Here is a 19,663-nt window from a genome sequence, read left to right on the forward strand (position 1 = left end):
GCGTCTATGCAGACGCGTCTTTTTGCCGTTCGGCTATGAGTGGTTGATGCTTCAAGGCGTCGTCGAGTTTCATTTGTTCAAGTTCCAGCCGCAGCTTCTGCGTTTCGATGACGTAATTGTCATGCTTGAGCTTTTCGAGTTCCACTTCCGTCTCCAGCGCACGCTGGTGCATTTTCTTCTTTTTGGTCAAATAGTCCGTCCAGATAGCGACGAGGGGAATGGAAAAGATCATGATGACAGCTACCAGTCCTGTCATAGTGTTCACCTCTATTCAGATTATTCTGCATATAATTCAGTATACACGTTTTTCTTGATTTTAGAAAGTTATGGAAAAGCAAAAACCATGACAGGTGTCATACTCAGAAACAGACGTTTATGTCTTATGAAGAAGGGGGCAGGAGCGTAATATGATGGTTAACAAGTACATCGATGGGCACGACGCCCATTCTAGGAGGAAGACAAGATATGAGCAAAGAAAAGACAGCGCAATTACGTAAGTTTGTCGCCCCTTTCGAAAAAGCAGATGTTAAAGCAAGTGTTCAACAAATGATTAACACAATACCCCCATTTTTCATTCTTTGGTTTTTAGCTTATCTCGCACTGGATGTTTCCGTTTGGCTGACAGTAGGGATTTCCGTTATCGCAGCTGGATTTGTCGTCCGTATGTTCATCATTTTCCATGACTGTACACACGGATCGTTCTTCAAAAATAAAAAAGCGAACGCGATCGTCGGAACGATTACCGGCATATTGACACTTTTCGCTTATGAAAAATGGAAACGCGAGCACGCTATCCACCACGCATCGAGCGGCAACCTCGACAAGCGCGGAGTCGGCGATATCTGGGTCATGACAATCGACGAGTATGTAGAAGCTTCCAAGTGGGAACGCTTCAAGTACCGTATGTACCGTAACCCTCTCGTAATGTTTGGGTTAGGGCCGTTATTCCTGGTCTTGATTTCAAGCCGTTTCAACCGTAAGGATGCACGGAAGAAAGAACGCAACAACACGTACTTGATTAATGCTTCACTAGTGGTCCTTTACACGATCATGATCTTGGCGATCGGCTGGCAGGCATTCGTGCTGATCCAAGGCACAATCATGTTTACAGCTGGGGCACTGGGTATTTGGTTGTTCTACATTCAGCACACGTTCGAAGATTCTTATTTCGAAGACGAAAGCGAATGGGATTACGTGAAAGCAGCAATCGAAGGCAGCTCGTATTATGAATTGCCGAAAGTACTGCAATGGGTGACTGGCAACATCGGTTTCCACCATGTCCATCACTTGAGCCCGCGCGTCCCGAACTACAACTTGGAGAAAGCGCATGTTTCCACGCCGCCATTGCAAAAAGCGACGACGGTCAACTTGAAGACAAGCTTTCAATCCTTGAAGTACAAAGTGTACGATGAAGAAAACAAGAGATTTGTTACATTCGGTGCCATCAAGCATTTGCTTGGCGAATCCCGGACAGCACAGCAATAAAGTGGAACTGCCCTTGCCTCAACAGAGAGGAAAGGGCAGTTTTTCTTTGAAAAAATACTTGTTTGCAATAGGGAACCGCGCAGGTTTTCTCTTTGTCTTCGAGCTTTGGTATGATGGGAGCAAAGAAACTTTAGGAGGCAGTTATGCAAAACTGGTATCAAATTTTCCCCCGCAATACGTGGTTGAGCATTTATGCATGGACAATCTTTTGCATTTTGCCGTTCTTTTTCATTTTCCGTTCATCTTCCCCAACTGAAATCGCAGCAGGCATCATTCTGCTGGTGGCGTTTTTTATCGCTTACCGCTTGTCGTTCAGTTCACATTCGTTTCTCGTGTATTTATGGGTAAGTGTCGAGATGATCATCAATGTCGCGATGATCTTTCTATTCGGCTATGTCTACCTGGCGATTTTTTTGGCGTTCTTTATCGGCAATATCCGCAGCAAAGTCGGCTTTTTCATCATTTACGGCTTGCATATTGGAACAACGCTCGCCGCGATCATCTACGGCTTATTGGCCGATTTCAATCTGTACATCACACAATTGCCGTTCATCATTTTAAGCGTTCTCGGTGTTATCTTATTGCCATTCAATACGTATAACCGGCACAAACGCGAAAAGCTTGAAGGAGCGCTCGAAGATGCCAATAAGCGAATATCGCAGCTCGTGCTGATCGAGGAGCGCGAACGGATAGCGCGCGATCTCCACGATACACTCGGCCAGAAATTGTCATTAATTGGCTTGAAAAGTGACTTGGCGGGGAAACTATTGAGTAAAGACCCGGAACGTGCCGCAGCTGAAATCCAGGATGTCCGCCAGACCGCACGCACCGCTTTGAAGGAAGTGAGGGAACTGGTGACGGATATGCGCGGTACGAAACTTGAAGACGAATTATTGCGCATCCAACAGATTCTCCGGGCCGCGGACATCGATTTCGTCTTTTACGGCAATGCCAAACTCAACAACACACCGCTGTTAATGGAGCATGTGCTGAGCATGTGCTTGAAGGAAGCGGTCACCAACGTCGTGAAACATAGTGCAGCGTCCCGCTGTACGGTGTTGATTAAGCAGACGCCGAATGAAATCCTCGTGCAAGTGCAAGACGACGGCGTCGGCTTTCCAGAAGGCAATCCACTTGTTCAAGGGAATGGGCTTGCGGGAATGCGTGAGCGCCTGGACTTTGTCAATGGGCAAGTCGATATTGAAGTAATGGACGGCACAACTTTGAATATCCGGGTGCCGAATGTCATTCTTTATCAAGATATGGAGGCGAGAAATTCATGATTCGAATTGTACTGGCAGAAGACCAGCGCATGATGCTTGGCGCGCTCGGGTCGTTACTGGATCTGGAAGACGATTTGGAAGTGGTCGGCATGGCGTCGAATGGGGAAGAGGCAATCCGCTTAGTCGAGGAGCTGAACCCCGACGTTTGCATCATGGATATTGAAATGCCGGTCAAGAGTGGTTTGGACGCGGCAGAAGCCCTGAAAGACCACCCGTGTAAAACCATTATCCTGACGACTTTCGCGCGTTCAGGTTATTTCGAACGGGCACGAAAAGCGGGTGTCAGTGGCTATCTCTTGAAAGACAGCCCGAGCGAAGAACTGGGGACATCGATTCGCACCATTATGGACGGCCGGCGGATTTATGCACCGGAACTCGTCGACCTCGCGTATGCGGGCAGCAATCCACTCACTGAACGCGAGCGGCAAGTGATGGAGTTGATCACGGAAGGGCGCAGCACGAAAGAAATCGCCAAAGAGCTGTTCATCACAACAGGGACAGTGCGCAATTACATTTCCACGATTCTTGATAAACTCGAAGCGAGCAATCGGATTGAAGCCATTGCGCGTTATCGTGAGAAAAGCTGAACGAAAAACAGCAGGACAGGGGAAAACATCTGCTTTCCCTGTCCTGCTGTTTGGTTTTAATCGTATAGTTTTTCCTGCAGCGAGTCATCTTCTCCGTAGACGTGGAGCTCCCCATTATTGCGGTTAACGTAGCGCTTCGCTTCGCCCATCAAGTCATCCTTCGTTTCTTCAATGAGGATGGCTTTTTTGCTGTCTTTCTTCTTCAGTTGCCAGCCTTCTGAATGCTTGCGGATTTCATAAATCGGGCCTCCGCTGTCTCCTTGTACGGTGTCACGTGCCTGGTCCAAAGCAATTGGAATGGCGCGCCCTTCCTCGTAGCCATCCCGTAAAAGAGCATTGGCGATTTCAATCGCTTTATTGCGGACATCTTCATCCAAATTTTTGAAGGAATCCGGGTAATCATTCTTATTCCACGGCATATTTATCGCCTCCTTGCCTCTCTATCCCCATTTAAATAGGAAATAAAACGCAAAGCCCCCTTTTCATATAAACTCATTATGTTAAAGTGTTTAATAAGGAGGAGATGTCATGACAGATACAACTTATCAAATCATAGCCTTACTCGTGTACCTCGCGGCTATGCTATTCATTGGCTGGTATGCGTATAAGAAGACAGCCGACTTATCCGATTACATGCTCGGAGGAAGGGGACTCGGTCCATCCGTTGCGGCTCTCAGCGCCGGTGCATCGGATATGTCCGGATGGCTCTTGCTCGGATTGCCGGGGGCGATTTACGTCGGCGGTCTCGTGGAAGTATGGATTGCCATCGGTTTAACGATCGGTGCGTTTCTGAACTGGTTCTTTGTTGCGCCTCGTCTGCGGATCTACTCATTTGTCACCAGTGATTCCATCACCATTCCTAGCTTCTTAGAAAATCGTTTAAAAGACCGTTCGCGCCTATTGCGGATTGTCGCTGGTATTATCATTTTGATTTTCTTCACATTCTACGTTTCATCCGGAATGGTAGCTTCTGGCTTATTCTTCCAGAGCTCATTCGGAATGGATTACCATCTGGGCCTCATAATCGGTTCGGTGGTAGTCGTCGCTTATACTTTATTCGGCGGGTTCCTCGCCGTCAGCTACACGGACTTTGTGCAAGGGATCATGATGTTCCTGTCGCTTATTGCAGTACCGGTCGTCGGGATTTTCGTTACCGGCGGATTTGGTGAAACGGCAGCAAGCATTCGGGAAGTCGACCCGAACATGTTGAGCCTTGTATCCGGCGCTTCCACCATTGGCGTCATTTCTGCCGCAGCGTGGGGCCTTGGTTACTTCGGCCAGCCGCATATCATCGTCCGTTTTATGGCTATCAAAACTTTAGGGGAAGTTCGGACTGCCCGCCGTATCGGCATGGGCTGGATGATCTTGAGCCTTATCGGTGCCACGGGTACGGCTTTGGTCGGGATTGCTTATTTCCAGCAAAACCCTGAATCCACTCTTGTGGATCCGGAAGCGGTCTTCTTGGACATGAGCCAAGTGCTCTTCCACCCGCTAGTGGCAGGTTTCGTTTTGGCTGCAGTTTTGGCAGCGATCATGAGTACGTTTTCGTCTCAATTGCTCGTCAGCTCGTCGGCATTGATCGAAGATTTGTATAAAATTGCCTTTAAGAAAGAATCAAGCGCTAAAGGCTATGTCACGCTTGGCCGTATCGCCGTAGCTGCCATCGCGGTCATCGCCGCAGCACTGGCATGGGAGCAGAACAATACCATCCTTGGATTGGTCGCTTATGCATGGGCTGGATTTGGTGCCGCTTTCGGACCGATCATCTTGCTGTCCCTATTCTGGCGTAAACTTACTTCTAAAGGTGCGCTCGCCGGTATGATTGTCGGTGCTATCACTGTCATCATCTGGGACTTGGTTGGTACAGCTCCTGATGAAGCGGGGGCTACTGACCTAACGAACTTCATTGGCAGCGTCTATGAAATCATTCCAGGCTTCATCCTCAGCTGGTTGGCAACTTGGATTGTCAGCTTGGTGACTTACAAGCCAAATGCTGAAATTGATGCAGAGTTCGATGAAACAGTTCGCTTGATTCAAGAAGACAAGAAATAATCTATGGAAATAGGCTATCCTCATTGAGAGGATAGCCTATTTTTAATGCCTGCGCATGGTCAGCGACTAAGGGGGAATCTGCCCGTTCATTGCCGGCCGTCGTCATGGTTGAACATCCAGACAACACCGTATTTATCTTCTACTATGCCGTATCCAAGGCTCCAGAATGTTTCCTGCAGTTCCATTTGAACTGTCCCGTCTTGTCCAAGTTGGTTGAATTCCTCCGTCATTTTCCCCAAATCATCGGATAGCACGGTTACATTGATGTTTTTTCCGATTGAGACCGGTGCTTCTGACATGGCATCTGAAAACATGACGGCGCTTCCATGGATGTCCAAGCTTGCATGCATGATCCGGTTTTTCATCACTTCGGGCATTTCCTGCCCAGGTTCTGAAGGCATATCCCCGAAGCGAGAGAGCTCCGCGGGTTCTGTAGCGAATACTTTTGCATAATAGGCTACGGCTTCTTCGCAATTGCCATTGAAAATCATATAGACATTGACGGTCATTATGAAAACTCCTTTCTATAAAATATGTAAAATACGAACAAACATTCCCTTTGATTTTATTATAGACCCTTGATGAAGAATGTAAAGTTATATTAACTCAATAATCGGTTTTTTTAGCTAGCTCGCTGAACGTGAGCATCATCAGCTTATCCAATGAAAAACTGCCTTAAAAGCTCTGGATCTTGAGCTTTTAAGGCAGTGATGGTTTTGAGCTTACTTATTCTGTTGTTTTCTCGCTTCGCGTTCCAAGCGTCGGAAGCGGCGCAATTCGGATTTGCGGATCGGCGGCGACTCCCCACGGATGATTTTGGTGAATGACCAAAGCATCAGAAGCAAGAGCACCGTAAACGGCAAGGCCGATATGAGTGAAGCGGTCTGCAAGGCGCTAAGCCCGCCAGCGTAAAGCAGAACAGCTGCGATCGCTGACATCAAAACGCCCCAGATGACTTTGAATAAAGTCGGCGGGTTCAAGCTGCCGAAACTGGTCATGGTCGCTAAGATGTATGTAGCGGAGTCGGCTGATGTCACCAGGAAAGTGAAGATCAGCAGAATCGCCAATACGGACATGATAGTCGATAGCGGAAGTACGTCAAAGGTTTGGAACAAGGCAGAAGTCAAATCGACATTGACTGCTTCCGCGATGCCCGATTGTTCGTTCAGGTCGTACCATAAAGCTGTACCGCCAAAGACGGCGATCCATACACAAGCGATGGCTGGTGGAATGACCAAAACGCCGAAGACGAATTCGCGGATAGTACGCCCGCGTGAAACCCGTGCAACGAACGCCCCGACAAATGGTGACCAGGCAGTTGCCCAAGCCCAGTAGAAGATGGTCCATCCAAGAACCCATTCTCCACCTGTATAAGGCTCCATGCGCAGGCTATACTGAACGAAATTAGTGATATAATCGCCGATTGCGAGTGTAAATGTATCCATGATAAAGACTGTCGGGCCGGCAAAGAAGACGAACACCATTAAGACAAGTGCCAAGCCTAAGTTTAAATTACTCAAATAGGCGATCCCTTTGTGAAGCCCTGTAGAAGAAGATAGGGTATAGGCAGCGAACATGACGCCGATAATCGCCAATTGGATCGGAAAGGCGTTGTCGATACCGAATACAGCGTTCAAGCCGCCGTTCATTTGCAAGACGCCGAGACCAAGTGAAGTCGCGATTCCCATGACAGTTGCAATGACTGCGAGTGAATCAATCGTGTGCTTGACTACTGGTTTTGAACCTAAGACCGGCTCGAGTGCGGTCGAGACAAGGCCAGGCTTTTTGCGTCTGAACTGCAAGAAGCCGATGACCAAACCGACGATGGCAAAGACAGACCATTGGCTGATGCCCCAGTGGAAGAACGAATAGCCCATCGCAATGCGTGCTGCTTCTTCCGTCTGCCCTTCCGTACCGAACGGTGTCGTAAAGAAATGGCTCATCGGTTCCGCGACGCCCCAGAAGACGAGCCCTGCACCGAAGCCGGCTGAGAACAGCATGCCGATCCAAGTGAAGAACGGGAATTCCGGGCGGTCGGAGTCGGCTCCGAGCCGAATGCTGCCATATTTGCTAATGGCAATGATGATTAGGAAAAGGGTGATGATGAAGACAGCTAGTAAGTAGAACCAACCGAAGTTAAGAGTGGTGAAGTTAAATAAAGTGCCGGCAACTTCGCCGAAACGAATCGGCATGAATGCCCCGGCAATGACCAACAGCAGGATCACGGCTGTCGATATGATAAACACGGGGTTTTTCAATAATTTTTTATCCATGATGACCTCCTTTGAAATATGGTAATTATCTTTTCCTATACCCTACCCTATCGAAAATGATGCCTAAAAACCACCCATTTCGCGGAAAAATCAGAATTGACAGGGAAAAAGTGACCATATACACAGCAAATTGACAACGCTAGAGGGTATTATATTTATATAGAAGAAAACGATTAATAGGCAAAGAAAAGGAGTGATAGCAAATGAAATTGGATCACATCGTCCATTTTACCCACACCAATCCAGAAGCCAGCAGCAAGTTTTGGAACGAAAAAGGTTTCCATGCAATTACAGGAGGTAGCCATAAAAACTGGGGAACGCAAAACGCCCTCATGTACGGGCCGGATTATTATGTTGAGTGGCTGACAATTGAAGATGAAAGCGTTGCAGAACGTTCCGGGCATCCGCTTGTCGAGCATTTGCGCCATGACCAGAGAGGTTTTGGCACGGTTTGCCTGCGTTCTGATAACCTGGACCTTTTGGCAAAACAAATCGAAGGGCGGGGGTTCCGGACGATTGGCCCAATGGATGCTGAGCGGCTGACTGAAACAGGCGAAACCATCCGCTGGCGTTTGCTCTTTATCGATGAGCCAATTTCGTCCGATTTGCCGCTGCCGTTCTTTATTGAATGGGAAGAACCGGACGAGGCGCGTTTTGCTGGCTTGAAACAAAAAGGCGCCATCACGGAGCTTAATGAAGGCCTGCGCTTGGAGGCGCTTGTTTTCTCAGTGGAAAATCCAGCGCAAAGTGAAGCGCGATGGAGCAGTTTGCTCGGGGGAGGCATAGACTTGGAAAACTGCCATCTCGTGTTTGAGGCAGGCAAAGGAAAAGAGCGGCTGCGTGAAGTGCGTTTCGAATCGGCCGAGCAGGAAATCGTTTTTGAAGATGGCCGCTATCAGGCGCCGCGTTTCGGATAGGGGCGGGCGTGGTACTGTGGTAGGATAGAAGGAAACTTCAAATTGATAAAGACAAGGGACCGGGTGGAATCGAGGTTCTGCCGAAGGAGGCAACCGTAGATGGAACAATTGATTGAAAAAGCGATTATCGTGGGTGTCCAATTGCAAAAAGATACCCATTTTGAATACAGCATGGAAGAATTGCGGAATTTGGCGGAAGCGCTCGGCGTCGAAGTCGTGGGCGAACTGCACCAGAACTTGGACCGCGTAAATCCTGCCCACTATATCGGCACGGGGAAAGTCGATGAAGCGAAAGTGTTATACGAAGAAGCAGGCGCCAATCTGATTATCTTCAATGACGAGCTCTCGCCGTCCCAGATCCGCAACCTTGAGGAAGAGCTGGAATGCAAAGTGATCGACCGGACGATGCTTATCCTGGACATCTTCTCGAGGCGCGCCCGTACACGCGAAGCACAAGTGCAAGTGGAATTAGCGCAATTGCAGTATATGTTGCCACGTCTCGTCGGCTTGCGCGCGTCGCTCGGCCGCCAAGGCGGTGCCAGCAGTGGCGGGCTCGCCAACCGCGGCGCCGGGGAAACCAAGCTGGAGCTTGACCGCCGGAAAATCGAAGACCAAATCACCAAGCTTAGACGGGAACTCGACCAAGTAAAAGAACAGCGCACGACACAGCGTAAGCATCGGCTGAAAAAAGGCATGCCGGTCGTCTCGCTGGTCGGATATACCAACGCCGGCAAGTCGACGATCATGAACAGTTTACTGTCGAAGACGGGGCAGGATGTAGACAAGCAGGTATTTGAAAAAGACATGCTGTTCGCGACTTTGGACACGTCCATCCGCCAAATCCGGCTAGAAGACAATAAGACCTTTTTGCTATCCGATACCGTCGGTTTTGTCAGCCGCTTGCCGCACCATCTAGTCAAAGCATTCCGCTCGACACTGGAAGAAGCGCGCAATGCGGACCTACTGCTTCACGTTGTAGATGTCTCGAACGATGAGCATGATTATATGATGGAAGTGACCGATGCGACGCTGCAGGATGTGGGCGTGGAGAACGTCCCGACTTTATATGTCTATAATAAATCGGACCTTGCCGGTGTCGTGTATCCAAGAAAGAGCGCAGATGCTGTGTGGATATCCGCCAAAGAAGGGGTGGGACTCGATGAACTGGTCGAAAGCATCCGCGACCGGCTCTTTGCGAACCATGTCATGTGCCGGATGGAAATTCCGTTCGGGCGCGGGGATGTCGTCGCGTATTTGAACGACCATGCGAGCATCAAAGAAACCGAATATGGCGAAGAAGGCACGTTGATCACCGTTGAATTGAGCCGTGCGGATTATGACCGCTACGAACAATTCGTTGTCGGTAAATAATCAAGCTATATTGTAAATAGACGAAAACAGGAAAAAGCCGGGGGGATTCTCCGGCTTTTTCCTGTGGAAATTCCATATTCGAAAGGTTCGGCAATTAATCGGTTGTAAATTGGGTAAACTGTGAGTAAAGGCAGAATGCTGTATAATGGACGACAAGTCTTTATAAGGAGAGTGAACGCCATGAGGAAATGGGTGGCAGTCATAGGAACGGGCGCCGCTGTCATCGGTCTTGGCGCATGCAGTAATGCGCAAGCACCGACGACTGAAGAAGAGAGCGAGAATCCTGCGCAAGAAGCTCCGAAAGAAACGAAGAGCGCTTCGGAAGTTTACGCAGAAGCGGTAGAAGCTTCGCAGCAAGTAGAAAGCTTGCGTGCGCAGTCGAACACCGAACAACAGATGAAGATGCAGCCGGAGGGCATGGAAATCAACATGACGGTGGATTCTGAAATGGAAATGACCTACGAGCCTTTAGCATTTCATCAAACAGGTGAGACCAGCATTGTATCGGATGATATCGACAATACCAACCCGATGCTGACGGAAATGTATATGACAGAAAAGGGCTTATACATGCACGAGACATCCGTCGATATGTGGCTGAAGATGCCGGAAGAAATGCACGAAAACATGCAGTCGATTGCCGGACAGCAATCAGCTGACCCTGCGCGCCAATTAGACGAACTCGGTGATTTCGAAGAGGATTTCGTGCTGGAAGAAACGGATGAAGCCTATATCCTGACGCTCGATGCCTCGGGAGAAGAGTTCCAGGAACTGACGGACGAACAATTGGAGAAAACGCTGGGCCAGATGGAAATAGAAGCCCCTCTATCTCCAGAAGACCTGGAAGTGCATTCCGTGAATTACGTCATCACGCTGGATAAAGAAACCTATTTAGCGGACCGCATGGAAGTCGATATGGAACTTGATGTCGACGTGCGGGGCGAAATGATGGCAATCGAGTCGCAGATGCAAGTGGACTACAGCGACTACAATGCCATCGAGCCGATTGAAATTCCACCGGAAGTATTGGAACAAGCACAGGAAATTGAATTTTAATACACGAAACTGAAAGCAGAGGGAAGTTCCCTCTGCTTTTTTGTGCGCTGAAAGGCGTGCATAGCAGAGAATCCAGAAACGTCGTCCGATGCCCGTACACATCCTGATCCCCAACCCAAGAAGCGATTCCCCAACTAGCCGGAAACCCCCTAAAGAAGCAGATCCGGCTAAACACACTTCGATCAATGAAGTGCCTCAGCCGATCTGCGTCAAGAGTGAGCCGATGCATCAAGACAGGCGCTCTTCCTGGCTTGATGCAAGAGGCCAACCCAAAGCAGAATGGCGACTCCAAAAGCGACGACAAATCCCCTCGAAACATCCAAATTCCCAACCCAAGAAGCGATTTCCCCGCTAGCCGGGAACTGCTTAAAGAAGCAGATCTAGCTAAACAACCTACAAACAATGAAATGTCTCAGCCGATCTGCGTCAAGGGTGAGCCGAAGCACCAAGACAGGCGTTCTTCCTGGCTTGTTGCAAGAGGCCAACCCAAAGCAGACCGGCGACTCCGTAAGTGAAGCAAAAAGTCGGTCACCAAATTTGAAAAACAAGTGAACATTTCAAAGTGCCGACATTCTTAATGACAATAGTTCTCAATTATCCCTTGACGCTATTTTTTATACTGCTATACTAAAAAACAGTTAGTCATTGATAATCATTATCATTCTCAATTGGCAATAGCACTAGATAGGGAGCGGCATTACATGAAAAAACGTATTCTAATACCCATATTGATCCTTCTGTCGTTCATCTCCCTGTTTGTCGGAGTCAGCAGCATCAGCCCGCTTGACCTCCTTGATTTTCAATCGGAAGAAACACAGATTTTCCTCGTCAGCCGTTTTCCGCGTTTGGTCGCGATTTTACTTGCAGGGGCCGGCATGAGCATGGCAGGGCTCATCATGCAGCAATTGAGCCGCAATAAATTCGTCTCGCCAACAACTGCCGGAACGCTCGATGCAACGCGCCTCGGGATTCTTGTTTCGATGCTATTGTTTGCGAACGCTTCGATGATCGAGAAAATGGCTGTGGCGTTCTTGTTCGCACTCGCCGGCACTTTCTTATTCATGCAAATTCTCAACCGCATCAAATTCAAGGACGCCATCTTCATTCCGCTCATTGGCTTGATGTTCGGCAATATCTTGTCATCGATCACCACGTTTTTTGCCTACCGGGCAGACGTCATCCAGAACATGTCGGCTTGGCTGCAGGGCGATTTTTCAATGGTCATGAAAGGCAGCTATGAACTTCTTTACATAAGTGTACCGGTCTTCATCATCGCCTATATGTACGCCAACCGCTTTACGGTCGCCGGGATGGGTGAGGATTTCTCGAAAAACTTGGGGCTGAAATACCGCAGCGTTGTCAACATTGGTTTGACCTTGGTGGCGCTTATTACGGCGACCGTGGTTTTGACCGTCGGCATGATTCCGTTTCTCGGCTTGATCATCCCGAATATCGTCTCCATCTTCAAAGGGGACCATCTCCAGAAAACCTTGCCGCATACCGCGATGCTTGGCGCCATCTTCCTATTGGTTTGTGACATTCTCGGGCGCGTCTTGATTTATCCGTACGAGATCACGATCAGCCTGATGGTGGGCGTTATCGGAAGCTTTATCTTCCTGATCATGTTGTTTAGGAGGAAGGCGTATGCGTGATGTACATAAACTATGGATTTTGATTGCGCTTGCCGCGGCGGCATGTGGTTTGTATTTATTCGATAATTTAAATGGCAGCTTCGATTACGCGCTGCCAAGAAGAGGCGTGAAAGTCTTCGCGATGGTACTGACCGGCGTGGCAATCGCTTATGCGACGGTGGTGTTCCAGACGATCACGCATAACCGCATTTTGACCCCAAGCATCATGGGCTTGGATTCGCTGTATATGCTCTTGCAGACGGTCTTGATTTTCTTCTTGGGCTCGGGACATATCACGATCATCAACAAGCAAGTGAATTTCTTATTGTCGATTGCTGTCATGGTCATCTTCGCTTTATTGTTCTATAAATTGCTGTTCAAGAAAGACAACCAGCCGATTTACTTCTTATTATTGATCGGCATCATTCTCGGGACATTTTTCGGCAGCGTCTCGACGTTCCTGCAGGTGCTGATCGACCCGAATGAATTCCAGATTGTCCAGGACCGGATGTTCGCGAGTTTCAATAACGTCAATGCCGATCTGGTCTGGCTCTCGCTATTGTTCATTGTCGTCTTGATCGGTTTCGCTTGGCGCCATAATGCATCGCTTGACGTCCTGTCTTTGGGGCGTGATACAGCGGTGAATCTGGGCGTTGGCTATGACGCGCTCGTCAAGAAGATGCTCGTGCTTTCTGCCGTATTGATCGCCATTGCGACGGCACTGGTCGGGCCGATCACGTTCTTCGGCTTGATCGTCGCCAATCTGTCCTATCAATTTTTCAGATCCTATAAACATTCAGTTGTCATTGCCGGTGCGAGCATTATTAGTATCGTGGCGCTGGTCGGGGGTCAATGGGTCGTCGAACATGTCTTCACGTTCAATACGACGCTCAGCGTCATCATCAATTTTGTCGGCGGCGTCTATTTCATCTATTTGCTATTAAAGGAGAGTCGGTCTAAATGATCCAAGTCCGTGAACTGACGAAATTATATGGAAAGAAACAAGTCGTGGAAAATGTCTCCGTCGATATTCGGCGAGGGCAGATTACTTCCTTTATCGGGCCAAACGGAGCGGGGAAATCGACGCTCTTGTCGATGGTCAGCCGGCTGTTGGACGCAGACACTGGAGAAGTGTTAATCGATAAGACCAACACGAAGCAGATGAAGTCCAACGAATTCTCGAAACGTGTCTCCATCTTGAAGCAATCGAATTTCATGAACGTGCGCTTGACGATCCGTGAATTGGTGTCGTTCGGCCGCTTTCCTTATTCCAGGGGCCGTTTGAACGCGGAAGATGAGCAGATGGTCGACCAGGCGATTGAGTACATGGACCTTGGGGATATGGAGGATTCGTATTTGGATGAACTTTCAGGCGGGCAGCGGCAGCGTGCGTTTATCGCCATGGTTATCGCGCAAGACACGGATTACGTGCTGCTTGATGAACCGCTCAATAATTTGGACATGAAGCATTCCGTACAGATCATGAAGATTTTGCGCCGCTTGGTCGATGAGCTCGGCAAAACGGTCATCATCGTCCTTCATGACATCAACTTTGCTTCAGTCTATTCCGACCGCATCGTCGCATTGAAAAATGGCCGTGTCGTCAAAGATGGGCCAACAGAAGAGATCATCCAATCGGATGCGTTAAAGGAGATCTACGATATGGACATTCCGATTCAACAAATGAATAATTGCCGGATTTGCGTGTATTTCAATTCCTGATAGTGGAAGTTAGTGGCTGCGAAAACAAGGAAATCCAGAACCCGTGTGGAAGTGTACTCCATGCGGGTTTTTTATTGGTTGCGGATGGTTTTCCAAAATGCCCTATGGATGCGGCAAGGAAGAAGGTGCAAGTATGAAGCGAATCTTTTATCCGTTGGCGATGGCGACACTGCTCGGGTTTTTCGGTATCCTTTACTATTATCAGCAAGAACCGGTCCGCGAACTGGATGAACGGGCCGCTGCGTTGTTCGGGGGAATGGGGTGGCTTGAGGCCATGTCATTCATCGGGGAGCAGTGGATGATCTTTACTGTAAGCTTTCTGCTTCTGGTCTTTCTGTGGGCATTTCGCCATAACTACCGGGGCATGTTTTTCGTTTTGTTGGCGGTCGGCGCAGGGAATGCATTGAATCAATTGCTGCAGCAATGGTTCGGGCGCCCGATGCCGGAATTTCCCGAAGAGGTGGCGTCCTATAGCTTCCCATCCGATCATGCGATGGTCGGCTTATTGTATTTATTCACGTTGGCCTATTTCCTGGGCGAAAGGGCCGCCGCAAGGTCTGTTCGCCTGCTGATCTGGCTGGCCGCAGCATTGCTGACGGTGCTCACGGCTTTATCGCAGGTAGCAAGCGGCACGCATTATCTGTCGGATGTTGTGGCGGGGCTGTTTCTCGGTTATACCTTGTTCGTCCTGATAGCCATCTGGTATGAAATGAGGGAGCGGCATTTCCGCAAGCGCAAGGATATGCGACTTGTTGAGCGGGAAGATATTGAGGAGCGTTAAATTAGTGCAATAAAAAAACGAACGGAGAAATTTTCTCCGTTCGTTTTTCTATTTAAGAACCCCCAAGTTTTTCGTTCTATCTCTCTTTGTTTTATACTTTGCCTGAAGCTGGCCGTTCTTCGCCGAGCTGGTTCAGGCGGTCTGCGAAATTATCCGCTCTCCCGGATGAACCGCGCAGCACGTCCTGCATCGAATAGGCTTGTGATCCGTGTTCTGCGAAGTCCAAGCCGGTTTCTTCCTCTTCGGCCGTTACACGCAGCGGCGTCACAATGCTGATCAATAGAAGGACGGCACCGGTAGATAAGGAAGCCCAAGCGATGACGGCCAGTACGCCGACTGCTTGGATGCCGAGAATTTCAGCTCCTCCTCCGTAAAGCAATCCGCCGTTAACATCGAAGAATCCAATCGCGAGAGTTCCCCAAACCCCTGCAATCCCGTGAACCGATACAGCCCCCACTGGATCGTCTACGCGAATTTTCGTATCCAAGAGATGAACAGCCTCTGTCATGATGATGCCGGCGATCAAACCGATCAAGATGGCGCCGAGGAACGAGACGTTGGCAGCGCCGGCAGTGATGCCGACAAGCCCTGCAAGTGCACCGTTCATCGTCAATGTACCGTCAATGCGGCCGTAGCGGAAGCGGGTGTAAAGCGCCGTAGCTAAAACACCGGCGGATGCTGCGAGCAAGGTGTTGGCAATGACGGGCGGGACGAGCGCAGGATCTGCTGCGAGCGTGCTTCCCCCGTTAAAGCCAAACCAGCCAAGCCATAGGATGAATACACCGAGCGCGCCGAGCGGCAAGCTGTGGCCAGGAATCGTATTGACGGTTTTACCGGAATACTTCCCAAGGCGCGGCCCGATTTTCCAAGCCGCGATAAAGGCAGCGACGGCACCCGTCAAGTGGACGACTGTGGAACCGGCGAAGTCGATAAAGCCGATTTCAGATAACCAGCCGCCTCCCCATACCCAGTGGCCGACAATCGGGTAGATGATGGCTGTCATGGCAACGGTAAGCAAGATATAAGCGGTCAAGTGCATGCGTTCTGCGACAGCACCCGAGATGATTGTGGCACATGTGGCGGCGAAGACTGCCTGGAACACGAAGAATCCGATATCCGTGACACCCGATAAAGCGAATCCTTCCGTACCGATCAAGCCGAAAGATGACGGCCCGAACATCAATGCATAGCCGACAATGAAATAAAGGATGGATCCAAGTGAAATGGTGATCATGTTTTTCATCAAAATATTAAGGGTATTTTTAGAGCGAGTGAATCCTGTTTCAACCATGGCGAATCCGGCGTGCATGAAAAAGACGAGCATGGCACCGAGCATGACCCACAGCATATCGACTGAACTTTGTACAGCTTCCATAATGATCTCCCCTTATCCAATCGCGACAGTGCCGCGTTCTTTTGTTCTGATGCGGATGGCTTCTTCTACAGGAAGGATGAAGATTTTCCCGTCTCCGACTTCACCGGTGGAGGCATAGTCAAGCAGAGCTTGGATGATGTCCTCGACTTTTTCGTCCGAGACGACCATTTCCAATTTTAGTTTCGGGGAAAATTCCATTCGGTAGGCATTCCCGCGGAACAAGCCGACACGCCCTTCCTGTTTGCCGATTCCCGCGATTTCAGTGACGGTCAGCCCATCGATTCCTTCAAGAGCCAATGCTTGCCGGACATCAGCGAAAACAGAAGGGCGAATGATAGTCTCAATCTTTTTCATGCTTCTTCCTCCTCGTGTTAGGTTTTCTAACATGTGACTCGTGTTAGGTTTGTTAACATATTAATCAATATTTTCTGACAATGCAAGTTTTATTTTTAGTTTATGTTAGGTTTTATAACGTGGAAACGATTTCAAATGGCGGTAATAAAGAGAATTTTATATTTTTAATTTATTTAAAAGAAAAGGTGATAAATATGTATAGAATTTCACAAGAGCTGGCTGAATTGGGGAAAGAGCGCATTGCGGATTTTCCGGTAGAAGGCTTTGTTTGGGGAAGCGGCCCGGAGTCTCCGGCGTTGATGCTGGTCGGAGAAGCGCCAGGCGAGAACGAAGTGGAGACGGGTATTCCGTTTACGGGGCGCGCTGGAAAAGAATTGATGGCTTCATTGGAAGGGATCGGACTTGAGAGGGAAGATGTCTATATCACCAGCGCTGTCAGAAGCCGCCCGTATAAATGGGGAGAAAAACGCACCCGGAGCGGTGAAGTGGTGAAGCGTAAATACAACCGGGCCCCGAATAAAAAAGAAATTATCGCTCACGCCCCGATCCTTGATGAAGAAATTCGTGCGGTAAAGCCTCCGTTGATTGTGACGCTCGGCAATATCGGCCTGCAGCGGCTCGTTGGGCGTGAAGCAAAGATTATGCAATTGCATGGGATTTTGATGGAAACGCCGATCCTGTATTGGGATGAAGATAGCGGCGCGTTTTTGGAAACGCAGGAGAGCTATCACATTTTTCCGACCTTCCATCCGGCGAGCGTGTTCTATAATCCGGCAGTCCGCGAACACAAGGATGCCGATTGGGAAAAACTTGGGCGATTGCTGCGTAATGAAGTGAATGAATAATGGGAAATCTTTCTTCGTTGAAAAAAGTTGCGCAAAGGAAACTTCTGGAGTAGAATAGCTTTATTCACTACTACTGGAAGGAAGTTGGCTTTATGGACAGTACGGTTTTATTCGCGCTTGGCTTGACGCTGTTCGCGGGGCTGGCAACCGGGATCGGCAGTTTGATCGCGTTTTTTGCTTCGCGCACCAATACGAAGTTCTTGTCAGTGTCACTCGGTTTCTCGGCTGGGGTCATGATTTATGTCTCCATGATCGAGATTTTCTTTAAAGCGAAAGATTCGCTAACGGCTGCCCAAGGAGAAACCGCGGGATACTGGCTGACGCTCGTTGGATTTTTCGGCGGCATGGTCTTCATGGCAGTGCTTGACCGGATACTGCCGCAAATGGGAAATCCCCATGAAGTGCGAACTGTAGAAGATATGGACGAGGGCCCGACCAATGATGAATACGCTCGCCTCCGCAAAATGGGGATATTCACGGCGTTGGCCATCGCCATCCATAATTTCCCGGAAGGCATCGCGACGTTTATGTCAGCGATCCAGGATCCTGCGCTGGGCATCGCCATTGCAATCGCGGTGGCGATCCACAACATCCCGGAGGGCATTGCGGTATCGGTACCGATCTATTACGCGACAGGCAGCCGCAAGAAAGCATTTCAATACAGTTTTCTCTCGGGGGTATCTGAACCGGTTGGCGCAATTGCCGCTTGGTTGTTCCTAATGCCTTTTTTGAGTGATACTTTGTTTGGCATTATCTTCGCCGGCGTTGCCGGAATCATGGTGTTCATCTCATTGGATGAATTATTGCCGGCAGCGAAGCGTTATGACGAAGCCCATTTATCGATTTATGGATTGGTTGCGGGGATGGCGGTCATGGCACTCAGCCTCGTCCTTCTTGCGTAACTTGAAACTTCACGCTTTCTTGACCGTATAAATGGTCAAGGAGGCGTTTTTCAATGGAAGTCAAAAAGATAGAAGAAACTTACGGCCAAGTCTCGAAAGCGCTCGGGTGGGCGACAGACAAACAAGTGTCGCTCGCCGTCACGATGATGTATTTGAGCCGAGGGAGTGAATTCGATGCGGATGCACATCTCGAAGTGTCCCAGCTCATCAAAAAGAAAGAAGGATTCACTTCGCCGCTGCGTGCGCATCTTCACCACATTGCGACGGCATATTTGGTGCTCGGTGATGAGCCAGCGGAAGATGGATTGGCCGAGCTTAATGCCAATCAGCAGGCGCTGAACAACAGCAAGTTCTGGAAGAGCTCCTATACTTATCTTGCGGGCTTAATGATGGATTCGCCTGAACAAGCGGGGCGTACGAGGGAATTGTATAATGAGATGAAAACCTACCACCCATTCCTCACTTCAAGCGAAGACGTTCCGTACGTCGCTTTGCTTTCGAAACGGGAAGGCGACGTCCGGGAACGTGCGGAAACGATGAACCGCTATTATAAAGAATTGCGGACGCAAGGATTTTCAGCCGGCAATCATCTGCAATGGCTGAGCCAGGTCATGACCTTCGATTCGCCAGCGTTTCAGCCCGAAGTGGCGGGGCGCGTCGTTGCGATTCGTGATTTTTTGAAAGCGGAAAACATCAAAGTGCGCGGAGAGCATTACCCGATGCTTGGTTTTTTAGCTATCGCGAATGCGGACGGGCAGGCGCTGGCTGCTGCCGTGGAAATGGCCCGCGCGCTGGATGCGTCGAAATTGTTCCGCTGGTATGGCGGATGGGTTTTGCCATCTGCGGTCCAATTGACGATGGCAGAATCGGTAGAGCTGCGTGAAAGCGAAGCAGCGGTATTTTCGTCTTCCGTGGAAATGCTTATGCAAGCGCAGCAGGCAGCGATGATGCTCGGCATGAGCGCGGTAATCGCTTCTTCCAATAATTCGGGGAGCTGATTGCGAAGCTCTCAGACATCCCTTGTCACTT

General features: G+C 49.3%; 20 protein-coding genes. 14 read left to right on the forward strand and 6 right to left on the reverse strand.

What is annotated here, in order from left to right; translation table 11 throughout:
* Nucleotides 1-4: 4 nt before the first annotated feature.
* Nucleotides 5-256, reverse strand: a complete 252-nt coding sequence (locus DFR62_RS13665; protein WP_101189439.1) for a hypothetical protein — start codon at nucleotides 254-256, stop codon at nucleotides 5-7.
* A gap of 209 nt (nucleotides 257-465) precedes the next feature.
* Between DFR62_RS13665 and desA the strand changes: the two genes are divergently transcribed.
* From desA to DFR62_RS13680, 3 genes are all read left to right on the forward strand, one after another.
* Entirely contained in the window at nucleotides 466-1,485 is a 1,020-nt protein-coding gene (desA, locus tag DFR62_RS13670) for a Delta(5) desaturase DesA (protein ID WP_121300895.1), read from the forward strand.
* Between the two features lie 143 nt (nucleotides 1,486-1,628).
* Nucleotides 1,629-2,768 (forward strand): sensor histidine kinase, encoded by a 1,140-nt coding sequence (locus DFR62_RS13675; RefSeq protein ID WP_121300896.1) that lies wholly within the window; start codon nucleotides 1,629-1,631, stop codon nucleotides 2,766-2,768.
* Nucleotides 2,765-3,355: a response regulator transcription factor gene (locus tag DFR62_RS13680; RefSeq protein WP_058381863.1), complete on the forward strand. Its 591-nt coding sequence runs from the start codon at nucleotides 2,765-2,767 to the stop codon at nucleotides 3,353-3,355. Before DFR62_RS13675 ends, DFR62_RS13680 begins: the two co-directional genes overlap by 4 nt.
* A 56-nt stretch (nucleotides 3,356-3,411) precedes the next feature.
* Here the strand turns inward: DFR62_RS13680 and DFR62_RS13685 are convergent, their stop codons facing one another.
* Nucleotides 3,412-3,774: a DUF2188 domain-containing protein gene (locus DFR62_RS13685; RefSeq protein WP_121300897.1), complete on the reverse strand. Its 363-nt coding sequence runs from the start codon at nucleotides 3,772-3,774 to the stop codon at nucleotides 3,412-3,414.
* Nucleotides 3,775-3,883: 109 nt separating this feature from the next.
* Here DFR62_RS13685 and putP point away from each other — a divergent pair, with 109 nt between their 5' ends.
* Nucleotides 3,884-5,407 carry a sodium/proline symporter PutP gene (gene putP, locus DFR62_RS13690; RefSeq protein WP_121300898.1) on the forward strand — a complete coding sequence of 508 codons (1,524 nt, stop codon included), beginning with the start codon at nucleotides 3,884-3,886 and terminating at the stop codon, nucleotides 5,405-5,407.
* 86 nt (nucleotides 5,408-5,493) lie between these two features.
* Here putP and DFR62_RS13695 read toward each other — a convergent pair whose 3' ends face one another.
* Nucleotides 5,494-5,916 carry a VOC family protein gene (locus DFR62_RS13695; RefSeq protein WP_121300899.1) on the reverse strand — a complete coding sequence of 141 codons (423 nt, stop codon included), beginning with the start codon at nucleotides 5,914-5,916 and terminating at the stop codon, nucleotides 5,494-5,496.
* A 213-nt stretch (nucleotides 5,917-6,129) separates the two neighbouring features.
* Complete coding sequence (locus DFR62_RS13700) at nucleotides 6,130-7,680, reverse strand: BCCT family transporter (protein ID WP_121300900.1); 1,551 nt, start codon at nucleotides 7,678-7,680, stop codon at nucleotides 6,130-6,132.
* Between the two features lie 203 nt (nucleotides 7,681-7,883).
* On the opposite strand from DFR62_RS13700, the gene DFR62_RS13705 reads away from it, so the two are divergent.
* The 7 genes from DFR62_RS13705 to DFR62_RS13740 all read left to right on the forward strand — a co-directional run bounded on the left by DFR62_RS13705 (nucleotide 7,884) and on the right by DFR62_RS13740 (nucleotide 15,158).
* Nucleotides 7,884-8,597, forward strand: a complete 714-nt coding sequence (locus DFR62_RS13705; RefSeq protein ID WP_121300901.1) for a VOC family protein — start codon at nucleotides 7,884-7,886, stop codon at nucleotides 8,595-8,597.
* A gap of 99 nt (nucleotides 8,598-8,696) precedes the next feature.
* Nucleotides 8,697-9,968: a GTPase HflX gene (hflX, locus tag DFR62_RS13710; protein WP_121300902.1), complete on the forward strand. Its 1,272-nt coding sequence runs from the start codon at nucleotides 8,697-8,699 to the stop codon at nucleotides 9,966-9,968.
* A 180-nt stretch (nucleotides 9,969-10,148) separates the two neighbouring features.
* Nucleotides 10,149-11,024, forward strand: a complete 876-nt coding sequence (locus tag DFR62_RS13715) for a DUF6612 family protein (protein WP_121300903.1) — start codon at nucleotides 10,149-10,151, stop codon at nucleotides 11,022-11,024.
* A 701-nt stretch (nucleotides 11,025-11,725) separates the two neighbouring features.
* On the forward strand, nucleotides 11,726-12,676 hold the full coding sequence (locus DFR62_RS13725) for an ABC transporter permease (protein WP_058381854.1): 951 nt from the start codon (nucleotides 11,726-11,728) through the stop codon (nucleotides 12,674-12,676).
* Nucleotides 12,669-13,619: an iron chelate uptake ABC transporter family permease subunit gene (locus DFR62_RS13730; RefSeq protein ID WP_121300905.1), complete on the forward strand. Its 951-nt coding sequence runs from the start codon at nucleotides 12,669-12,671 to the stop codon at nucleotides 13,617-13,619. The genes DFR62_RS13725 and DFR62_RS13730 overlap by 8 nt, the downstream gene beginning before the upstream one ends.
* Nucleotides 13,616-14,377: an iron ABC transporter ATP-binding protein gene (locus DFR62_RS13735; protein ID WP_058381852.1), complete on the forward strand. Its 762-nt coding sequence runs from the start codon at nucleotides 13,616-13,618 to the stop codon at nucleotides 14,375-14,377. The genes DFR62_RS13730 and DFR62_RS13735 overlap by 4 nt, the downstream gene beginning before the upstream one ends.
* 133 nt (nucleotides 14,378-14,510) lie before the next feature.
* Complete coding sequence (locus tag DFR62_RS13740) at nucleotides 14,511-15,158, forward strand: phosphatase PAP2 family protein (RefSeq protein WP_158290778.1); 648 nt, start codon at nucleotides 14,511-14,513, stop codon at nucleotides 15,156-15,158.
* A 91-nt stretch (nucleotides 15,159-15,249) separates the two neighbouring features.
* Here DFR62_RS13740 and DFR62_RS13745 read toward each other — a convergent pair whose 3' ends face one another.
* Complete coding sequence (locus tag DFR62_RS13745) at nucleotides 15,250-16,533, reverse strand: ammonium transporter (protein WP_121300907.1); 1,284 nt, start codon at nucleotides 16,531-16,533, stop codon at nucleotides 15,250-15,252.
* 12 nt (nucleotides 16,534-16,545) lie between these two features.
* Nucleotides 16,546-16,887: a P-II family nitrogen regulator gene (locus tag DFR62_RS13750; RefSeq protein ID WP_101189453.1), complete on the reverse strand. Its 342-nt coding sequence runs from the start codon at nucleotides 16,885-16,887 to the stop codon at nucleotides 16,546-16,548.
* 194 nt (nucleotides 16,888-17,081) lie between these two features.
* On the opposite strand from DFR62_RS13750, the gene DFR62_RS13755 reads away from it, so the two are divergent.
* The 3 genes from DFR62_RS13755 (at nucleotide 17,082) to DFR62_RS13765 (ending at nucleotide 19,632) form a co-directional block, all read left to right on the forward strand.
* Entirely contained in the window at nucleotides 17,082-17,732 is a 651-nt protein-coding gene (locus tag DFR62_RS13755; RefSeq protein ID WP_121300908.1) for a uracil-DNA glycosylase, read from the forward strand.
* A 92-nt stretch (nucleotides 17,733-17,824) separates the two neighbouring features.
* Nucleotides 17,825-18,634 carry a zinc transporter ZupT gene (gene zupT, locus DFR62_RS13760; RefSeq protein ID WP_121300909.1) on the forward strand — a complete coding sequence of 270 codons (810 nt, stop codon included), beginning with the start codon at nucleotides 17,825-17,827 and terminating at the stop codon, nucleotides 18,632-18,634.
* A gap of 53 nt (nucleotides 18,635-18,687) precedes the next feature.
* Nucleotides 18,688-19,632, forward strand: a complete 945-nt coding sequence (locus tag DFR62_RS13765; RefSeq protein ID WP_121300910.1) for a DUF4003 family protein — start codon at nucleotides 18,688-18,690, stop codon at nucleotides 19,630-19,632.
* The last annotated feature ends 31 nt before the right edge of the window (nucleotides 19,633-19,663 follow it).

The organism is Planococcus citreus, assembly GCF_003664125.1.
In the GTDB taxonomy this organism is placed as follows: Bacteria; Bacillota; Bacilli; order Bacillales_A; family Planococcaceae; genus Planococcus; species Planococcus citreus.

Bases quoted from the DNA above. Each gene is read 5' to 3' on its own strand.
- DFR62_RS13755 (WP_121300908.1), top strand. From the start codon at position 17,082: ATGTATAGAATTTCACAAGAGCTGGCTGAATTGGGGAAAGAGCGCATT.
- DFR62_RS13705 (WP_121300901.1), top strand. From the start codon at position 7,884: ATGAAATTGGATCACATCGTCCATTTTACCCACACCAATCCAGAAGCC.
- DFR62_RS13765 (WP_121300910.1), top strand. From the start codon at position 18,688: ATGGAAGTCAAAAAGATAGAAGAAACTTACGGCCAAGTCTCGAAAGCG.
- DFR62_RS13730 (WP_121300905.1), top strand. From the start codon at position 12,669: ATGCGTGATGTACATAAACTATGGATTTTGATTGCGCTTGCCGCGGCG.
- DFR62_RS13745 (WP_121300907.1), bottom strand. From the start codon at position 16,533: ATGGAAGCTGTACAAAGTTCAGTCGATATGCTGTGGGTCATGCTCGGT.
- DFR62_RS13740 (WP_158290778.1), top strand. From the start codon at position 14,511: ATGAAGCGAATCTTTTATCCGTTGGCGATGGCGACACTGCTCGGGTTT.
- desA (WP_121300895.1), top strand. From the start codon at position 466: ATGAGCAAAGAAAAGACAGCGCAATTACGTAAGTTTGTCGCCCCTTTC.
- DFR62_RS13665 (WP_101189439.1), bottom strand. From the start codon at position 256: ATGACAGGACTGGTAGCTGTCATCATGATCTTTTCCATTCCCCTCGTC.
- DFR62_RS13700 (WP_121300900.1), bottom strand. From the start codon at position 7,680: ATGGATAAAAAATTATTGAAAAACCCCGTGTTTATCATATCGACAGCC.
- DFR62_RS13715 (WP_121300903.1), top strand. From the start codon at position 10,149: ATGAGGAAATGGGTGGCAGTCATAGGAACGGGCGCCGCTGTCATCGGT.
- putP (WP_121300898.1), top strand. From the start codon at position 3,884: ATGACAGATACAACTTATCAAATCATAGCCTTACTCGTGTACCTCGCG.
- DFR62_RS13750 (WP_101189453.1), bottom strand. From the start codon at position 16,887: ATGAAAAAGATTGAGACTATCATTCGCCCTTCTGTTTTCGCTGATGTC.
- DFR62_RS13695 (WP_121300899.1), bottom strand. From the start codon at position 5,916: ATGACCGTCAATGTCTATATGATTTTCAATGGCAATTGCGAAGAAGCC.
- DFR62_RS13675 (WP_121300896.1), top strand. From the start codon at position 1,629: ATGCAAAACTGGTATCAAATTTTCCCCCGCAATACGTGGTTGAGCATT.
- DFR62_RS13685 (WP_121300897.1), bottom strand. From the start codon at position 3,774: ATGCCGTGGAATAAGAATGATTACCCGGATTCCTTCAAAAATTTGGAT.
- DFR62_RS13735 (WP_058381852.1), top strand. From the start codon at position 13,616: ATGATCCAAGTCCGTGAACTGACGAAATTATATGGAAAGAAACAAGTC.
- DFR62_RS13725 (WP_058381854.1), top strand. From the start codon at position 11,726: ATGAAAAAACGTATTCTAATACCCATATTGATCCTTCTGTCGTTCATC.
- hflX (WP_121300902.1), top strand. From the start codon at position 8,697: ATGGAACAATTGATTGAAAAAGCGATTATCGTGGGTGTCCAATTGCAA.
- zupT (WP_121300909.1), top strand. From the start codon at position 17,825: ATGGACAGTACGGTTTTATTCGCGCTTGGCTTGACGCTGTTCGCGGGG.
- DFR62_RS13680 (WP_058381863.1), top strand. From the start codon at position 2,765: ATGATTCGAATTGTACTGGCAGAAGACCAGCGCATGATGCTTGGCGCG.